This is a genomic window from Pseudothauera hydrothermalis, assembly GCF_003345255.1.
Classification (GTDB): Bacteria; Pseudomonadota; Gammaproteobacteria; order Burkholderiales; family Rhodocyclaceae; genus Pseudothauera; species Pseudothauera hydrothermalis.
The window spans coordinates 1,739,622-1,754,636 of sequence record NZ_CP029331.1; the positions used below are offsets into that span (position 1 = coordinate 1,739,622).

A 15,015-nucleotide genomic window follows, 5' to 3' on the forward strand; every position below is an offset into this window, starting at 1 on the left:
CGACCCACAGCATGGACGCAGGCAGGCTGCAGGCCGTTCGCGGCGAGATCGTGCACTTTCTCGCCGACCCCGCCGAGCACGGCTCTGCGGCACTGGAACACTTTGCCGACGGCCTGCTGATTCTGCGCGGCGGCCATGTCGCCGAATGCGGCCCGGCGGCCGAGCTGCTGGCAAAGTTGCCTCTGGAGGCTGCCGTCGCCGACCGGCGCGGCATGCTGATCATGCCGGGTTTCATCGACACCCACGTCCATTACCCGCAGACCGACATCATCGCCAGCCACGGCGAAGAACTGCTCGACTGGCTGACGCGCTACACCTTCCCGGCCGAGCGGCGCTTCGAAGACCCCGCACACGCGGCCGAGGTCGCGGGCTTTTTCTGCGACGAACTGCTGAAAAACGGCACCACCACGGCGATGGCCTTTGCCACCGTGCATGCGGCCTCGGTCGATGCGCTGTTCGAGGCCGCCCGGCTGCGCCGCATGCGGCTAATCACCGGCAAAGTGCTGATGGATCGCAACTGCCCGGAGTTTCTGCGCGATGACGCCGGATTGGGCATCGATACCACACGCTGCCTGATCGAGCGCTGGCATGGCCGCGACCGCCTGCTCTACGCCATCACGCCGCGTTTTGCACCCACTTCCTCGCCGGCGCAGATGCAGGCTGCCGGAGGTCTGTATGCCGAATACCCTGGGGTGTATCTGCAATCGCATGTCGCCGAAAACCGTGCCGAGGTCGCCTGGGTGGCCCAGCTTTATCCCGCCGCGCGCAGCTATCTCGACGTCTATGAGCACTACCGCCAGCTCGGCCCGCGCAGCCTCTACGCGCACTGCATCTGGGTAGACGACACCGACCGTGCGCGCATGGCGGCCACCGGCACCGCGGTGAGCTTTTGCCCCACCTCCAACCTGTTTTTGGGCTCCGGTCTGTTCGATTACGCCGCGGCGCAGGCGCACGGCCTGCGGGTCGGACTGGGCACCGACGTTGGCGCCGGCACCAGCTTCTCGATGCTTGCCACACTCAACGAAGCCTACAAGGTGCTGCGCCTGAACGGGCAGGACCTCCGCCCCGAGCAGGCGTTCTACCTCGCTACTCTGGGCGGCGCCCGCAGTCTGTATCTGGACGAATGTATCGGCAATTTCCGCACCGGGCGGGAGGCGGATTTCGTTGTGCTCGATCCTGCCGCCACCGCCTTGCTGGCGCGTCGTCACGCCACTGCCGCCACCCTGGCCGAACGTCTGTTCCTGTTGATGATGCTGGGCGACGATCGTTGCGTGGCGGAAACCTGGGTGCTGGGGCAGCTCGCCTGGCGGCGCGACACAGCCAGCCGGTGAGCGTCACGGCGCCACCTGCGGCAGCTCCAGCTCGAACACCGCACCGCCGGTCGCATCGTCTACCAACCGTACCGTGCCACCCAGCACCCGGGTAACGTTGGCATGGACGATATGCAGCCCCAATCCGGTGCCGCCGCGACCCAGACGGGTGGTGTAGAACGGTTCGAACACCCGTTTGCGCGCTTCTTCCGGAATGCCACTACCGTCATCGGCCACCCGGATACGCACCCCGCCGTTTTCCTCCCGAGCCTGGGCGGTGATGCGCACCGTGCCATGGTCGCGTCCATCGAAGGCGTGCATCACCGCATTATTGATCAGATTGGCAAGCACCTGCCCGAGCGGGCCGGGGTAGCTATCCATCCATAGACCGGGCTCGATGTCGGCCTCTACCCGATAAGGCGTGCGCTTGAGCGTCGGGTGCAGGGTCATCAGGGTTTCCGACACAATCTCCTGCACCTCGAAGCGGCGCCGCTGAGAACTGGTCTGATCCACCGCCACCTGCTTGAAGCTGGTGATCAGCTCGCCGGCCTTGTGCATATTGCGCTCGGAAATCTCCAACCCGGTGGTCAGATCGCGCACGAAAGCCTCCAGTACCGACTTGCGCAAGCCACGGTCGATTTCACGCTGGAACTGCTGACTGGATTCACGCAGGGTGCTGACCGCCATCAGCGCGTTACCGATTGGCGTATTGAGTTCATGCGCCACGCCAGCTACCAGGCGGCCAAGCGCGGCCAACGTCTCAGACTGGACCAGTTGGTCCTGTGTCTGACGTAGCGAGGCCAGCGCTGCGGCCACCTCCTCATGGGCACGCGCCAGCGCCTCGGTTCTGGCCGCAACTCGTCGCTCCAGCTCATCGTTGAGCGCCCGCAGTTCGTCCTGCATGCGCCGAGCTTCGGTGACATCCACGATCACCAAAATCAGCAGTTCCCGGCCGCCGATGGTGGCCAACGCGCCAGAGACGGTGCACAGCATTCTGCGGCCGTCGCTCGCCCGCATCCAGGCTTCGAAATCTTTGACTTGTCCCTGAGCGCGGATGCGCGCAATGAAACGCTCGCGCAGGTCCACCTCCGCCCACAAGCCGATCTGCAGCCCGGTCTTGCCGATCAGCTCCGCCCTGCTGAAACCGAACTGTTGCAAGCAGGCCTCATTGACCGCCAGCACACGGAACTCGCCGTCGACCAGGGTGGATACGGTCATCGGCGCAGGGGAAAGATTAAAGACGAGCTGCAACTCTTCCTCGCGGGCGGCCTCTTCGGCTTGCGAGCGCCGCAGCGAGGTAATGTCCAAGTCCATGCATACGAACTGCAGGCCACCGTGGTCGTCCGGGATGCCGTAAGTGGTGTAGAGGATATGGCGCGGTGTGCCATCGCGATGCGCAATGACCGCTTCGAATGGCCCTGCGCTGCCACCGCTTTGCTCGACCCGGTCGAGCAGACCCAAAAACTCGCGGAACTGCTCTGCCGAAAACATCAAGGCGTCCAGCCTGGTGCCCACCGCCTCGGCCGCACTGTAGCCATACATGATTTCCGACCCACGGTTCCAGCGCAGTACCGTACCTTCGCGGTCTATCCACTGGATAGCAACGGTCGGCGACAACTCGAAAGTGTCGTTCAGGCGCTGTTCGCTCAGCCTGAGTTCGCGCTCACGCGCTTCGATGATGGCCGCGGTGCGCTGAAGGTCTGCGGCCAGCTCATCCAGCTCCAAAATTTTCTGCGCCCGCCAAGGCGTGCGCTGCTGGCCGCTGGCCACTTCCCGGCTCAAGCGCATCAACCGGGCCAAGGGGCGCTCTAGCTGGCGCGCCCACAGCGGCCCCAGGATCAACGCGATCAATGCCGAAAGACCCACCGCGCCAAGCAAAAGCCACATCGTCATGCGGATGTCCGGATTGGCCAGGCCGATCGGCGCCCCGCCGATCAAGGTCCAACCCAGATGCGTATCGCTGGCCACCACCGGCCTGACCGTCACACCCTGTAGTGAGGCCGACTGCGGCAACGCCTCGCCCCGCCAGACCGCGCGCAGCACCGGGTCGGCCGCCCAGCTGCGCAGACGCAGGTCCTGGCCGTCGAAGTTATCCAGCACCCAATCGCCGCGGCTATCGAGCACCAGCAAAGGATGAGACGAAGGGCCGATGAGCGTACGCAGTTGCTGCATCAGCACCGCGGTGGCCAACTCGCCGATCACCACATAGCCCCCGGCGCGCATACCTACACCGGGCGTGCGCCAGCCCGAGACCAGCGAGGGGTAATTTTCTTCCCAGACGGAATCGGTCGCATTCAAGGCGCGCCGGAACAACCGGCTGCCGTCTACCGACCAGTCTTGCGCAATCGCCCGCGCAGCCCCGCCGCCGGTCTCGATGCCAAAACGCACCCGTCCGGAAGAATCCACCACATAAACGGCGTGAAACCCCGCAAACGACTCTGGCCATGCGGTCAGCAACTGACGCGCAGCCTCTACTTCGCCGTTGGCAAGCAGCCGGACCAGGGGCGACAGGCTGACTTCTCTGACGCCCAACAGATGATCCAACGCCTGCGCGCCCCGCCACACTGCATCGGCTGCCTGCTCATCGGCACGCTCGCCGAGCTGCGGCAGGCGATAGACGGTGAGCATGACAGCGGTCAGGGTAATGACCATCATCGTCGCGGTGACGATCAACTGGGTCAGCGAAGTGCGCAACCGCCGCTGCCGAACGCTCACCGGTCGCCTTCGGCCACGAATCGCCCCGCCTCGACACGTACCATGTGCGCACTGCGCAAGGTGTCGCCATAGCGGTCGAAGTGCAAGGTTTGCTGCAAACCTTCCAGCGTCTGCAGCGCGCGCATCGCGTCGCGGGCCGATTGGCCGGCGCGCCTTTGCCGGATCGCCTGAAGCACCGCGTTGGCCGCATCATAGGCCAAGACCGTCACGAATCCGGGCGGCTGACGATAATGTTCGGCGTAGGCCGCAGCAAACTCAAGATAACGCGGCGCGTTTGCGTCGCGATCAAAAAACTGCTGGACGATCACGCCTTCGACCGCGTGACCGCCCAGTTCCGGCAAGCTTTCACCGCCGCCCCACTCTGCGCTCGCCAACACCGGCTGCCGCCCCGGCAGGTCGCGCAGACGCTGCGCAAAGCGGGCAACATCCAGCGGCGGGCCAACCACCACGGCCACCTCGGCCGTAGCGGCCATCACTTGCTTGGCGGCAAGCTGGTAACCCTCAGCATCGCTCGGCGACAGCGTGGCGTTCATCACCACGCACCCGCCGAGCGCGATAAAACGCTCGCTAAAGCTGTCCTGCCAGGCAAGGCTGTATTCAGGATTGGTAGTCTCGCGCACCATGGCCGCGGTTCTCAGTCCGCGCGCATAAAGGCGCTCGGCCATCGACGCGGCATAAGCCTGAACAGTGGGCACCACACGAAAAAAATTGTCGTCACGTCCGGACAATGCCGGCGTCGTCACCGTGGGGCTGACGAACACCAAGGCTTCGGCCCCTGGGGTGCGCAGCAGTCCTAGCGCTTCGACACTGAGCAAAGGGCCGATGACAAATTCCACCCCCTGCTGCTGAAAACGCGCAATGGCAGCGGCAGGCGAATCCACCGCCAGGTCGGCCAGCACCAGTTCGACCACCCGGCCGTGATGGCCACCAGCGGCATTGAACGCATCGATGGCCTGCTGCACGCCATTGCGCGCGCCGATGACAAGATCCTGCCCACCGCCGGAAAAGCTGGCGACAAAGCCGATGCGTAGCGCCTGCTCCTGGCCGCCACAGGCCGATAGCACAAGACCCGCTAGCACAGCCACCCAAGCGGCGCTCAAACGGCGCCAGACTGCCATGATCTCAACCACGCCTTAAAATCATGAAGCGCCATCGGCCGGCCAAACAAATAGCCCTGGCCTTCGTCGCAGCCCAGCTCGATCAGGCGCCGGCGCTGAGCTTCGGTTTCCACGCCTTCGGCAATCGAGCGCATCCCCAAGCGGCGTGCCAGCGCAATCACCATCTCCGCAATACGGGCGCTGCCGCACGGCTGCTCCAGCGACTGCACAAAGGAGCGGTCGATTTTCAGCCGGTCGGCACCCAGGCGATCGAGATAGGACAAAGAGGAAAAACCGGTGCCAAAGTCATCGATGGCCACCTGGATGCCGCGCCGGGTCAGCGCCCCCAGTTGCGCAGCCACCGCGTCCTGCCCGAGCACACAGACCGACTCGGTCACCTCCAGCTCCAGGCGGTCGGCACTCATCCCGGCATCGGCAAGCGCTCGATCCACCACTTCCACGAACAGCGGATCGCGAAACTGCACCACCGACACATTCACCGCCGCGCGCAGCCCTGGGAAACCTTCCCGATCGAGCATCGCCAGCGTGTGCAGCGCGGAGCGCAGCACCCATTGCCCAATCGGCACGATCAAGCCGGATTGCTCGGCCAGCGGAATGAAGCGGTCCGGCGGCACGAAACTGCCATCGTCGTTACGCCAGCGCAGCAGCGCCTCAAAACCGAGCACCCTCGCGCTGACCAGATCGACCTGCGGCTGGTACACCAAAAACAGCCGCTGGCGTTGAAACGCATCACGCAACCCGTGCAGCAGCCGGGTGCGCTCGCGCGTCTCCACACCCACTTCCGGACAAAAGTAGGCATGGCGCCCCAACCCTTCGCCCTTGGCGCGCTTGAGCGCAATGAACGCGTCCTTTAGCAGGGAGGCCGCATCGTCGCCCGTTTGGCCGCGCACCAGCCCAATTGAGGCCGAGATACGTTGCTCGCCGCCGTCGATCAGAAAAGGCTCGGCAAACAACGCAGTCATACGGCCCGGATCGAGCGCCCCATCCGCTCCTACCAGCCCGAACACATCGCCGGCCACACGTGCCACCACCGCCTGGCCAGCCGCCATCGCAGTCAAACGCCGCGCCACCTCCTGCAGCAGCAGGTCGCCATAGCGATGTCCGAGCAAGTCGTTGAGCGCGCCAAAGTGGTCGATATCCACTAACGCTAAGGTCTGTGCTGGCTGCCCGGCTTCCAGCCTGCGCGCCACCTCCTGCAAAAAAGCGACACGGTTTGGTAAATCGACCAAGGGGTCGCGGAAGGCCAGTTCCCGCAAGCGCTCCATCAGCTTCACGTTGCGGCCGCACAAGGCGATGTGCGAGCAGAACATCTGCAACAGCGGTTCATCGACTTGGAGCGCACGACCCGCGGTGTCCACATAGGCGGCAAAAGAGACGCCATCGGCAGGAAAGTACAACGCAACCCCCTGCGCCGAGCCGATGTTGCGCCGTTCATCCAGACACTGGCGCAATAGGCTCACCACCGGATCGTCGCCCAATGCCTCCAGCCGGCCATGCATCAACGCGCTGTAACGGCCGGCAGCGGCCAAAATCTGATAGCTCGGCTGGCCGCCTGCACGGTCTTCGTCCTTGCGGGCGCAAACCACCCCCATCCGGCGAGGTACCCATGAAACTGGCCAACTGGGTGATCACCCCAGCGGCAAAAGCGTCCAGCCCGTCCTGACACGCCAGTTGATGACTGGCTTGGAGAATTTGCGCCAGCCCGCGCCGCCCGCCTTCGATACGTTGCAACTGCTCGTAAGAGCGTACTGCCGCGGTCAGTGAAGCGAACAACTTGGCGCGGGTCAGCTCGCTCTTGGTTTTGTAGTCGTTGATGTCGTAACGCGCGATGGTCTCGGTCTCGGGCGCGTAGCCCGGCTGCCCGGTACGCAGGATGATGCGCAAATTCTGGTGCTCGGGCATCGCCCGGACTTTGTCCACCAGACGCAGGCCGGCGTGCTCATCTTCCATCACCACATCGAGCAGCATCACCGCGATATCGCGCTCACGCGCCAGCACGGCCAGCGCCTCGGCGGCAGTATGCACATGCAGCAGCGCCACCGGCCGCCCCACCACGCTCACACCGCCGAGCGCAAAGCGGGTGGACGCGTGAACATCCGGATCATCATCGACCACCAGCACCCGCCAAACCGACTGGGGTTGGGCAAGATGGTCGGCAGGCAGCTCTTCACTGAACAAAAATTCGTCTGTCACTCAATCTCCCGGGCAAAAGCCCTGCTATCCGAAACCCGTTTTTGCCCTTTGCGCACCGCTGCCTTGGTATGCCAGAACTTTGAAACAGCGCCTTACAAGTTGTCAATCGTGCAACCTTTGTCACCCGCTTGGCACCTACGGCTCCGGCGGGGGGCGCGTTTTTAGCACCTTTGTACTACATCAGAATGAAGGCGGGCGCATCGGTACTGGTGTCGATATGGCTGCCTGCGCCTCAAGTTCGCGCCTCGGGCAACCGATATCTGCCGATAACGGTGGCTATGCCGTGGCGCTCACCCACGCGCCGACAGCCGCATAACCGTAACCGATTCGACCTAGCATCCGCCGCTGCGACAGCCGGCCACATCGAAGGAGATCCGAAATGAAATCCCTGCAAGTGCGCCTGATCGCCTTTGTAGCGCTGATGATTTTGCTCACCGCTGCGGTGAGCGGCGCGGTGTCTTATTACCAATTGCGTAACCTGCTGCTCGACAGCGTGGCCCGCGAGGGCCGCGGGGTCGCCGCCGGCTATGCGCAACTGGTGTCCGAATGGGTCAGCGCACGGGCGCGCCAAGTGGCGGCACTGCGCGAGGTCGCACTGACCGAGGAGGTGCTGCCGTGGCTGCAGCGCTTCGAGCAAGGCGGCGGCTTCGATCTGGTCTATGTGGGTTATGAAGATCGTCGCACGGTGTTCAGCACCCCGCAGAATCTGCCGGCTGGTTACGACCCCACCGCACGGCCCTGGTATGTGGGCGCGGTGGCAGCCGGTGAAGGCGGTTTCGTCTCCAAACCCTACGCCGACGCCTCCACCGGCCAGTTGGTAGTGTCTTTGTCGGCGGCGGTGCGCGAAGGCGGACGCACCGCTGCGGTGGTGGCCGCCGACGTGTCGATGGGCAGCCTGGTCAAGTCCTTGCTCAACAACCCCATCCCCGGCGAAGGCCAAGCTTTTTTGCTGCACCGCGACGGCACCATTCTGGCGCATCCCAACTCAGCGCTGGTGCTCAAGCCAATCGGCGAATTTTCCGCCGACCTGGATCCGGCCCGCCTGGAGCGCATGATCGGCGGTGACACCTTGGCGGACATCCGCGCAGCAGGCACCGACTACTTCATGCTCGCACGTGCCGTCCCCAACACCGACTGGGTGCTGGGCGTCGCGATGCAGCGCCAAGTGGTGCTCGCCCCGCTCGACACTTTGCTGGTAGGGATCGTCGCGGTGCTGGCGGTGGCCACTGCAGCGGCGGCCGGAATCGCCTCCATGGTGCTCGCCCGCCTGCTCTCCGGCCTGCGCCGCATCCGCCATGCGCTGGCCGAAATCGCCCAGGGCGAGGGCGATCTGACCGCACGCCTGGAGATTGACAGCGAAGACGAGATCGGCAAGGTGGCCCGCGCCTTCAACACCTTTCTTGGGCGCCTGCACCAAATGTTCCGCTCGCTCAACGACGAAGCGGCCCGGCTCACCGGTGGCGTGCGCAGCCTGGAAGCGACCATGGGCACCATCGCCGCCGAATCCAGCCAGCTTGCCGACATCTCCAGTTCCAACGCCGCCACCATCGAGCAAATCACCGTGGCCGTATCGCACATTGCCGACAATGCCGGCGATGCCGACCGGCTGATGCATGAAACCGGTGAGCTATCGGCCAAAGGGGTGCAACAAGTGCGCGAGGCAGCCAGCAATGCCGCCCGCACCATGGACGAGGTCAACGCCCTGTCCAGCGTGCTCGAACAACTGGAAACCAGTTCCGAGCAAATCAGCAGCATCGTCGAGGTGATCCGCGAAATTGCCGATCAAACCAATCTTCTGGCACTCAACGCGGCCATCGAGGCGGCGCGCGCCGGCGAGCAGGGGCGCGGCTTTGCGGTGGTGGCCGATGAAGTGCGCAAACTGGCCGAACGCACTGCCGGCGCAACCTTGGAGATCGGCAAAATGATCGAGCGGGTGCGCACCGAGACCGGTCAGGCTGCCGCGCGCATGCGCACCACCACGGCCGAGGTGCAAACCAGCGTCACTTTGAGCAACACCGCTGCCGAGCGCATTGCCGACATGCAGACCCGCTTGCAGGAAGCCATCGAGCGGATCGGTGAAATTGCGCTGTCGACCCGCGAACAGACCAACGCCACCACTTTGATGGCGCAAAGCACCGAGCAAATCAACGCCCGCCTGCTTGCCGCCGACGATGCGCTGCAGACTGCGCGCCGCACGCTGTCGGAAATGCGCGCGGTGGCTGACGCCACCGAGCGGCTGCTGTCGGGGTTCAAACTCTGACTAAAGGCGGCCTGTGGCCGCCGTGGGGCGCGGTCAGGGCTGCGCCGGGGCGATGGCAGCCGGACGGATCGCCACCTCGTAACGCTCACGCAGCAAGGTCAGGAATGCGCTGAAATCGCGTTCGGCCAAAAGCTGCGCATACTGACGTGACACCGCGGCCAGGCGCGGATCGTCGGCGGCCAACTGCGGCCGCTCGACCGCTTCGATGCGATAGATCGCATAAGCCTCCGGGCCAAGCGTAACGCCGGTGTAAGCAGGCAGCTTGGCCGTGGGTGCGGCAAAGATTTCCCGCAGCGCGGCCTGCGGCAGCGCACTGGCACCACGCTGCACTTTCAGCGTCTCGCCCCAGCGCCCCTCGACCGCTTCGCCCTTTTGTGCCGCGGCCAGCGCGGCTTGACCGGCAGCTTGCGCCAGACGGGCGGCTTCCTGATTGCGCAGCTCGGCAACGATGGCATCTTTGACTTCATCGAAGGGCAAGGTCTCGGCCGGCTGGTAATCCACCACCCGGGCGGCCACCAGCGTACCGTTACCGACTTCGATCGCCTCGGTATTGTGGCGCTTTTGCAGCACCTCGTCCGAGAACAGCGCGGCGACCAGATCCGCGCTGACGTAGGGGCCCACGGCGAGCGCATTGCGATCGATCCAGTCGGTGCTTTGCACCTTGAGCTTGAGCAGTTCGGCCACCGGCGCCAGGCTTTCGGGCTGTTCATAAACGGTGTTGGCGAACTGCTCGGCCAATTCGGCGTGGCGTTGCGCCGCGCGCTGGCGCTTGAGTTCGGTTTCGATCTGCGCACGCACTGCGGCAAAGGGCTGCACACTGGCCGGTTTGATGTCGGTGACCTGGATGATGTGAAAACCAAAATCGGAGCGCACCGGGCCGACGATTTCGTCCTTGGCCGCCGCAAATACCGCATCTTCGAAAGGCTTGACCATCACGCCGCGACCAAAGAAACCAAGATCGCCGCCGCGCGCCGACGAGCCCGGGTCCGCGGAGCGTTCCCGTGCGAGCGCAGCAAAACTGTCCGGCTTGGCTTTGAGGGTGGCCACCAGGGACTGGGCGTCGGCGGCAACCTTGTCGACCGCTTGCTCATCGGCGTTGGCGGCTACTTCCAGCAAAATGTGGCGCGCGCGGCGCTCTTCAGGCACCCCAAAACGCGCCGGGTTGTCTTGATACACCTGACGCAATTCGTCCTCGGAGACCTCGATCTGTTCGATCAACGCCTGCTGGTCGAACACCACGTATTCCGCCTTGACCCGCGCCGGGCGCGCAAAGCGATCCGGATTGTCCCGATAGAAGCGCTGTGCGGCATCTTCGGCCAGCTCTACCTTGGGCAGGTAATCGGCGGTGGCAAAGCGCAGCTCGCGCACCTGGCGTTCTTCCAATTGGGCGGTCAAGAAACGGCGCAGCGATTCGGTGGGCACAAAGGCCGCATCGCCCACCGCCTCGGCAAGCTGCTGGATGCGCAGATCCTGGCTCAACCGGGCCTCGAAACTGGCCGGCGTCATGCCCTGGGCGCTGAGCAGCGTCTCGTAACGCTGCATCGAAAACTGGCCGTTTTCCTGAAACGCGGGCACCTCGGCAATCGCCTCCCTGAGCTGCTGCTGTGTGACCACAAAACGGTTGTCCGCCGCATGCAGGGCCAGTACCCGCTGATTGATCAGGTTATCGAGCACCGCGCGGCGCAATGGCGCCGAATCGAGTAGCGCGCGGTCGGCCTGGCCGCCCAACGATTGGCGCAAACGGTCTTGTTGTTCGCGCAAGGCTTGGTCGAATTCGAAGGCGCTGATGCGGCTCTTGCCAACCGTGGCCACCTCGCTGCCGCCGGGGCTGTCGGAAAAGTACGCATCCATGCCGAAGAATGCGAAAGGAACGATGAGAATCGCCAGAATGATCTGAGCGAAGCGTTTGTTGTTGCGTACAGCCTCGAACATCGTGATTTTCCGTGGAAAAGAGGAGAGGATGCGCCGCTTAGCATCGCGCACCGTTGAGCGGCAAAGTGGGCGATTATGGCACTGGCGGTGGCCGGAGGCCAGAACAAGGTCGGCCTCGATGCGCAGGGCGCGGCGTCGGTCACAGAACCAGAAAATGCAGCGTCTATAATCCTGCGCCATGCGCCACGCTTTGACCATTTCCGGCTTGATCGCCCTGGGCTACGCCCTGACCGGCTATTTGTCCATCCAGTTTGCCGTTCCCCCCGGTTATGCCGCGCCGTTTTTCCCGGCTGCGGGGCTTGCGCTGTCGGCTTTGCTGATTTTTGGCGCGCGCCATGTGGGTGGCGTGATCGTTGGCTCTTTGGCGGTGCAATGGTTTGCCGCCTGGCATGCCGGACTGACCCTTGGCGCCACCTGGGGGCCGCTGATCATCCCGGTTTTCGCCGGCCTGCAGGCTCTGGTCGGTGTCTGGCTGACCCGCGTTTGGGTGGGCGTTCCCAACGCGCTGGACACCCCCTCGTCCATCCTACGTTTCATGATGCTGGTCGCACCGCTCAGCTGTCTGGTCAATGCCAGCGTCGCGGTGCCGCTACTGGTGCATGACGGCTTGATTGCGCCCGAGGAAACCTTGTTCAACTGGTGGAACTGGTGGATGGGCGACACCCTGGGGGTGCTGGTGGCCTGCCCGCTGATGTTCGTTTTTTTCGGCCGCCCGACCGAAGACTGGCAGCCTCGCCGGATGGCGGTCGCCGTGCCCATGATGATCGGCATCGGGCTGACCGGGGCCGCGCTCTACCAGGCCAGCCGCTGGGAAGCCACACGGGTGCACACCCAGTTTGGCCGCGACGCCGAACAAGTCATCCATCTGGTGCGCAAGCGTCTGGATACGCAGATCGACATGGTGCTGGCGGTCGGCAGCTTCATCGCGGTCTCCGAAGCGGTTACCCGGCGCGATTTCAGAGAGTTCGTCACCCCCTGGCTGCAGCGCTACCCCGGCACCCAAAACTTTGGCTGGAGCCCGCTGATACACCGCGAGCAACGCGCCGGATTCGAGGCGGCGGTACGCGCGGCGCACGGCGACGACTTTCGCATCCTCGACCGCTCGCCCGAAGGCCGCACCTTCCCGGCCCGAGATGCCGACGTTTATCTGCCGATCACCTATATCGAACCTTTTGCCGCCAACGCCTCGGCTTACGGACTCAACCCGCTGTCGCTGCCTGCCACCGCGGCTGCCATCGAGCGCTCACAACGGGTGCATGCACCGGTGGCCAGCGAAGGCATCCGTCTGGTGCAAGAGCGCGACACTCAACGCGGCGTCGTGGTCTATTACGCGGTATTCGACCGCCTGGGTGAAAATTCCGACTCACCGCGTATGCTCGGTGTCGTCTCGGCAGTGTTCCGCATGAACGACACCTTTGCCGCCATTTTGCGCGACAGCGGGGCCGCGGAATTGGCGTTGTGCCTGGTCGATCTTGACGGCCCGCCCGACAAGCGCCGCCTGCTCGGCCCAGACGGGTGCGAAGCCGACGACTGGCTCGCCGGACCGGTGGCGCGGGCGGTGCCGGTCACGTTTGCCGAGCGCAATTGGCAAATCCGTGTGCGCGGCACCCCGGCCTATGTGCGCGAGCTGCGCAGTTGGGCGGCCTGGACCACGATTGCTTTCGGTCTGGCCACCTTAGGCATGCTGGGCGCGTTTTTGCTGGTCAGCAGCGGCCAGACCCGCCGCATCGCGCGTCTGGTCGAACAACGCACCGCTGAACTCACCCAGGCCACTGAAGCGCTGCACACCCAGCGCGAAGCCCTGGCGCGTGCGCAGCGCACCGCCCGCATGGGCAGTTGGGAATGCGCCCCGGACGGCTCCGAGCTGGCCTGCTCGGAGGCGCTGATCGACCTCTTGCACCTGCCCAAAGCGCATGCGCCGGCGCTGGACGATCTTCTTGCCGCGGTGCATGAAGACGACCGCCCCGCCTTGCGCGCGGCCATCGCTCGGACTGCCGCCGAGCCCGGCGAACAGTCGCTGGATTGCCGCCTGGCCGGCAGTCGCGGACAAATCGTGCATTGCCTGCTCGAAGCCGAATGGCAAAACGACCGCGCAGTACGTTTGCGCGGCACCGTGCAAGATGTGAGCGCCGCCCGTCAGGCCGAAGCGCATATCGAATACCTGGCCCACTATGACGCACTGACCGGTCTGCCCAACCGCCGGCTGTGGCTGAGCCGCGCCCAGACCGCTCTGCATGCCGCGCGGCGCCATGGGGACACGCTGGCGGTGCTGTTTCTGGACCTGGATCAGTTCAAGCATGTCAACGATTCGCTCGGCCACCCGGCCGGCGATCTGTTGCTGGCCACGGTTGCCGGTCGGCTGTCGGCCTGCCTGCGCGACGAGGACGTGCTCGCCCGGCTGGGCGGAGACGAGTTCGTCGCCCTGCTGCCGCGCCTGGCGCAGCCCGAAGACGCCGCCGCGGTGGCGCGCAAAATGCTGGCCGCCATGCACGCACCGGTCGAAATCGGCGGGCAGGAGCTGCGCGCCTCGGTGAGCATCGGCATCGCTCTGCACCCCAACGACGGCCATGATATCGACACCCTGCTCAAACATGCCGATACCGCCATGTATGGCGCCAAGGAAGCCGGACGCAACAACTTCCAGTTTTTCGTGCCGGAAATGAATGCCCGCGCCATCGAGCGCCTGATGCTGGAAAACGCCCTGCGGCGCGCCATCGAAAGCGGCGCGTTGGCGCTTTACTACCAGCCGCAGATCGATGCCCAAGACGGTGCGCTGACCGGCTGCGAGGCGCTTTTGCGCTGGCACCACCCCGAGATCGGCGCCATCAGTCCAGCCCAGTTCATCCCGGTGGCCGAAGCCTCCGGGCTGATCGTTCCGCTGGGCGAATGGGTGCTGCGGGAAGCCTGCCGCCAACAAGCAGCCTGGGCGCGCGCCGGGTACCGCAGCCTGGTGGTGGCGGTCAATATCTCCGCCTTGCAGTTCCGCCGCGAGGATTTCCTCGAGGTCGTGACCCGGATTCTGGCCGAGACCGGCGCCAACCCCGCCTGCATCGAACTGGAGATCACCGAAACCGCGCTGATGCAACCATCGGAGGCGCTGTACGAGCGTCTCATCGAGCTCGGCAAATTGGGTTTGAGCCTGGCGCTGGACGACTTCGGCACCGGTTACTCCAGCCTGGCTTATCTCAAACGCCTGCCGCTTGGCAGTCTCAAGCTGGATTACTCTTTCGTGCGCGATCTGCCGGGCGACCAGGAAGACGCCGCGGTGGCCTCGGCAACCCTGTCGATGGCCCGCGACCTGGGGCTGGGCGTGGTGGCCGAAGGCGTGGAGACCGTCGAGCAGTTCGCCTGGCTCAAAGCCCGCGGCTGCAACACCATGCAAGGCTACCTGTTTGGCCGGCCGATGCCGGCCGATACCTTCGAGCGCTGGATGAGCGCGCACCGGCCGGCCGAGATGATCGAGCGTCTGCACACCCCAAGCTGACCC

General features: G+C 64.7%; 8 protein-coding genes. 3 read left to right on the forward strand and 5 right to left on the reverse strand.

The features are described from left to right. Nucleotides 1–11: 11 nt before the first annotated feature. Nucleotides 12–1,331, forward strand: coding sequence for a guanine deaminase (gene guaD / locus DIE29_RS08430; protein WP_102043164.1), 1,320 nt, complete (start codon nucleotides 12–14; stop codon nucleotides 1,329–1,331). 3 nt (nucleotides 1,332–1,334) lie between these two features. On the opposite strand, the gene DIE29_RS08435 is transcribed toward guaD, so the two are convergent. The 4 genes from DIE29_RS08435 to DIE29_RS14815 are packed head-to-tail and all read right to left on the reverse strand — an operon-like array spanning nucleotide 1,335 to nucleotide 7,336. Next, on the reverse strand, nucleotides 1,335–4,025 hold the full coding sequence (locus DIE29_RS08435; protein ID WP_162860617.1) for a PAS domain-containing sensor histidine kinase: 2,691 nt from the start codon (nucleotides 4,023–4,025) through the stop codon (nucleotides 1,335–1,337). Continuing rightward, the gene (locus tag DIE29_RS08440) at nucleotides 4,022–5,143 is read right to left on the reverse strand and encodes an ABC transporter substrate-binding protein (RefSeq protein WP_114649661.1); all 1,122 of its coding nucleotides are present in this window, start codon (nucleotides 5,141–5,143) and stop codon (nucleotides 4,022–4,024) included. Before DIE29_RS08440 ends, DIE29_RS08435 begins: the two co-directional genes overlap by 4 nt. Next, the gene (locus DIE29_RS08445) at nucleotides 5,122–6,672 is read right to left on the reverse strand and encodes a bifunctional diguanylate cyclase/phosphodiesterase (protein WP_237269427.1); all 1,551 of its coding nucleotides are present in this window, start codon (nucleotides 6,670–6,672) and stop codon (nucleotides 5,122–5,124) included. Before DIE29_RS08445 ends, DIE29_RS08440 begins: the two co-directional genes overlap by 22 nt. Further along, nucleotides 6,575–7,336, reverse strand: a complete 762-nt coding sequence (locus tag DIE29_RS14815) for a DUF3369 domain-containing protein (RefSeq protein WP_237269428.1) — start codon at nucleotides 7,334–7,336, stop codon at nucleotides 6,575–6,577. The genes DIE29_RS08445 and DIE29_RS14815 overlap by 98 nt, the downstream gene beginning before the upstream one ends. 379 nt (nucleotides 7,337–7,715) lie before the next feature. On the opposite strand from DIE29_RS14815, the gene DIE29_RS08450 reads away from it, so the two are divergent. Further along, a complete protein-coding gene (locus DIE29_RS08450) occupies nucleotides 7,716–9,596 on the forward strand; it encodes a methyl-accepting chemotaxis protein (protein WP_102041509.1) in 1,881 nt (626 codons plus the stop codon). A gap of 33 nt (nucleotides 9,597–9,629) precedes the next feature. Here DIE29_RS08450 and DIE29_RS08455 read toward each other — a convergent pair whose 3' ends face one another. Next, complete coding sequence (locus DIE29_RS08455) at nucleotides 9,630–11,528, reverse strand: SurA N-terminal domain-containing protein (protein WP_114649662.1); 1,899 nt, start codon at nucleotides 11,526–11,528, stop codon at nucleotides 9,630–9,632. Between the two features lie 178 nt (nucleotides 11,529–11,706). Here DIE29_RS08455 and DIE29_RS08460 point away from each other — a divergent pair, with 178 nt between their 5' ends. Continuing rightward, nucleotides 11,707–15,012: an EAL domain-containing protein gene (locus DIE29_RS08460; RefSeq protein WP_114649663.1), complete on the forward strand. Its 3,306-nt coding sequence runs from the start codon at nucleotides 11,707–11,709 to the stop codon at nucleotides 15,010–15,012. The last annotated feature ends 3 nt before the right edge of the window (nucleotides 15,013–15,015 follow it).

What these genes read in the sequence shown, in the direction of transcription:
- guaD (WP_102043164.1), top strand. Translation starts at nt 12, where the DNA reads ATGGACGCAGGCAGGCTGCAGGCCGTTCGCGGCGAGATCGTGCACTTT.
- DIE29_RS08440 (WP_114649661.1), bottom strand. Translation starts at nt 5,143, where the DNA reads ATGGCAGTCTGGCGCCGTTTGAGCGCCGCTTGGGTGGCTGTGCTAGCG.
- DIE29_RS08450 (WP_102041509.1), top strand. Translation starts at nt 7,716, where the DNA reads ATGAAATCCCTGCAAGTGCGCCTGATCGCCTTTGTAGCGCTGATGATT.
- DIE29_RS08455 (WP_114649662.1), bottom strand. Translation starts at nt 11,528, where the DNA reads ATGTTCGAGGCTGTACGCAACAACAAACGCTTCGCTCAGATCATTCTG.
- DIE29_RS08460 (WP_114649663.1), top strand. Translation starts at nt 11,707, where the DNA reads ATGCGCCACGCTTTGACCATTTCCGGCTTGATCGCCCTGGGCTACGCC.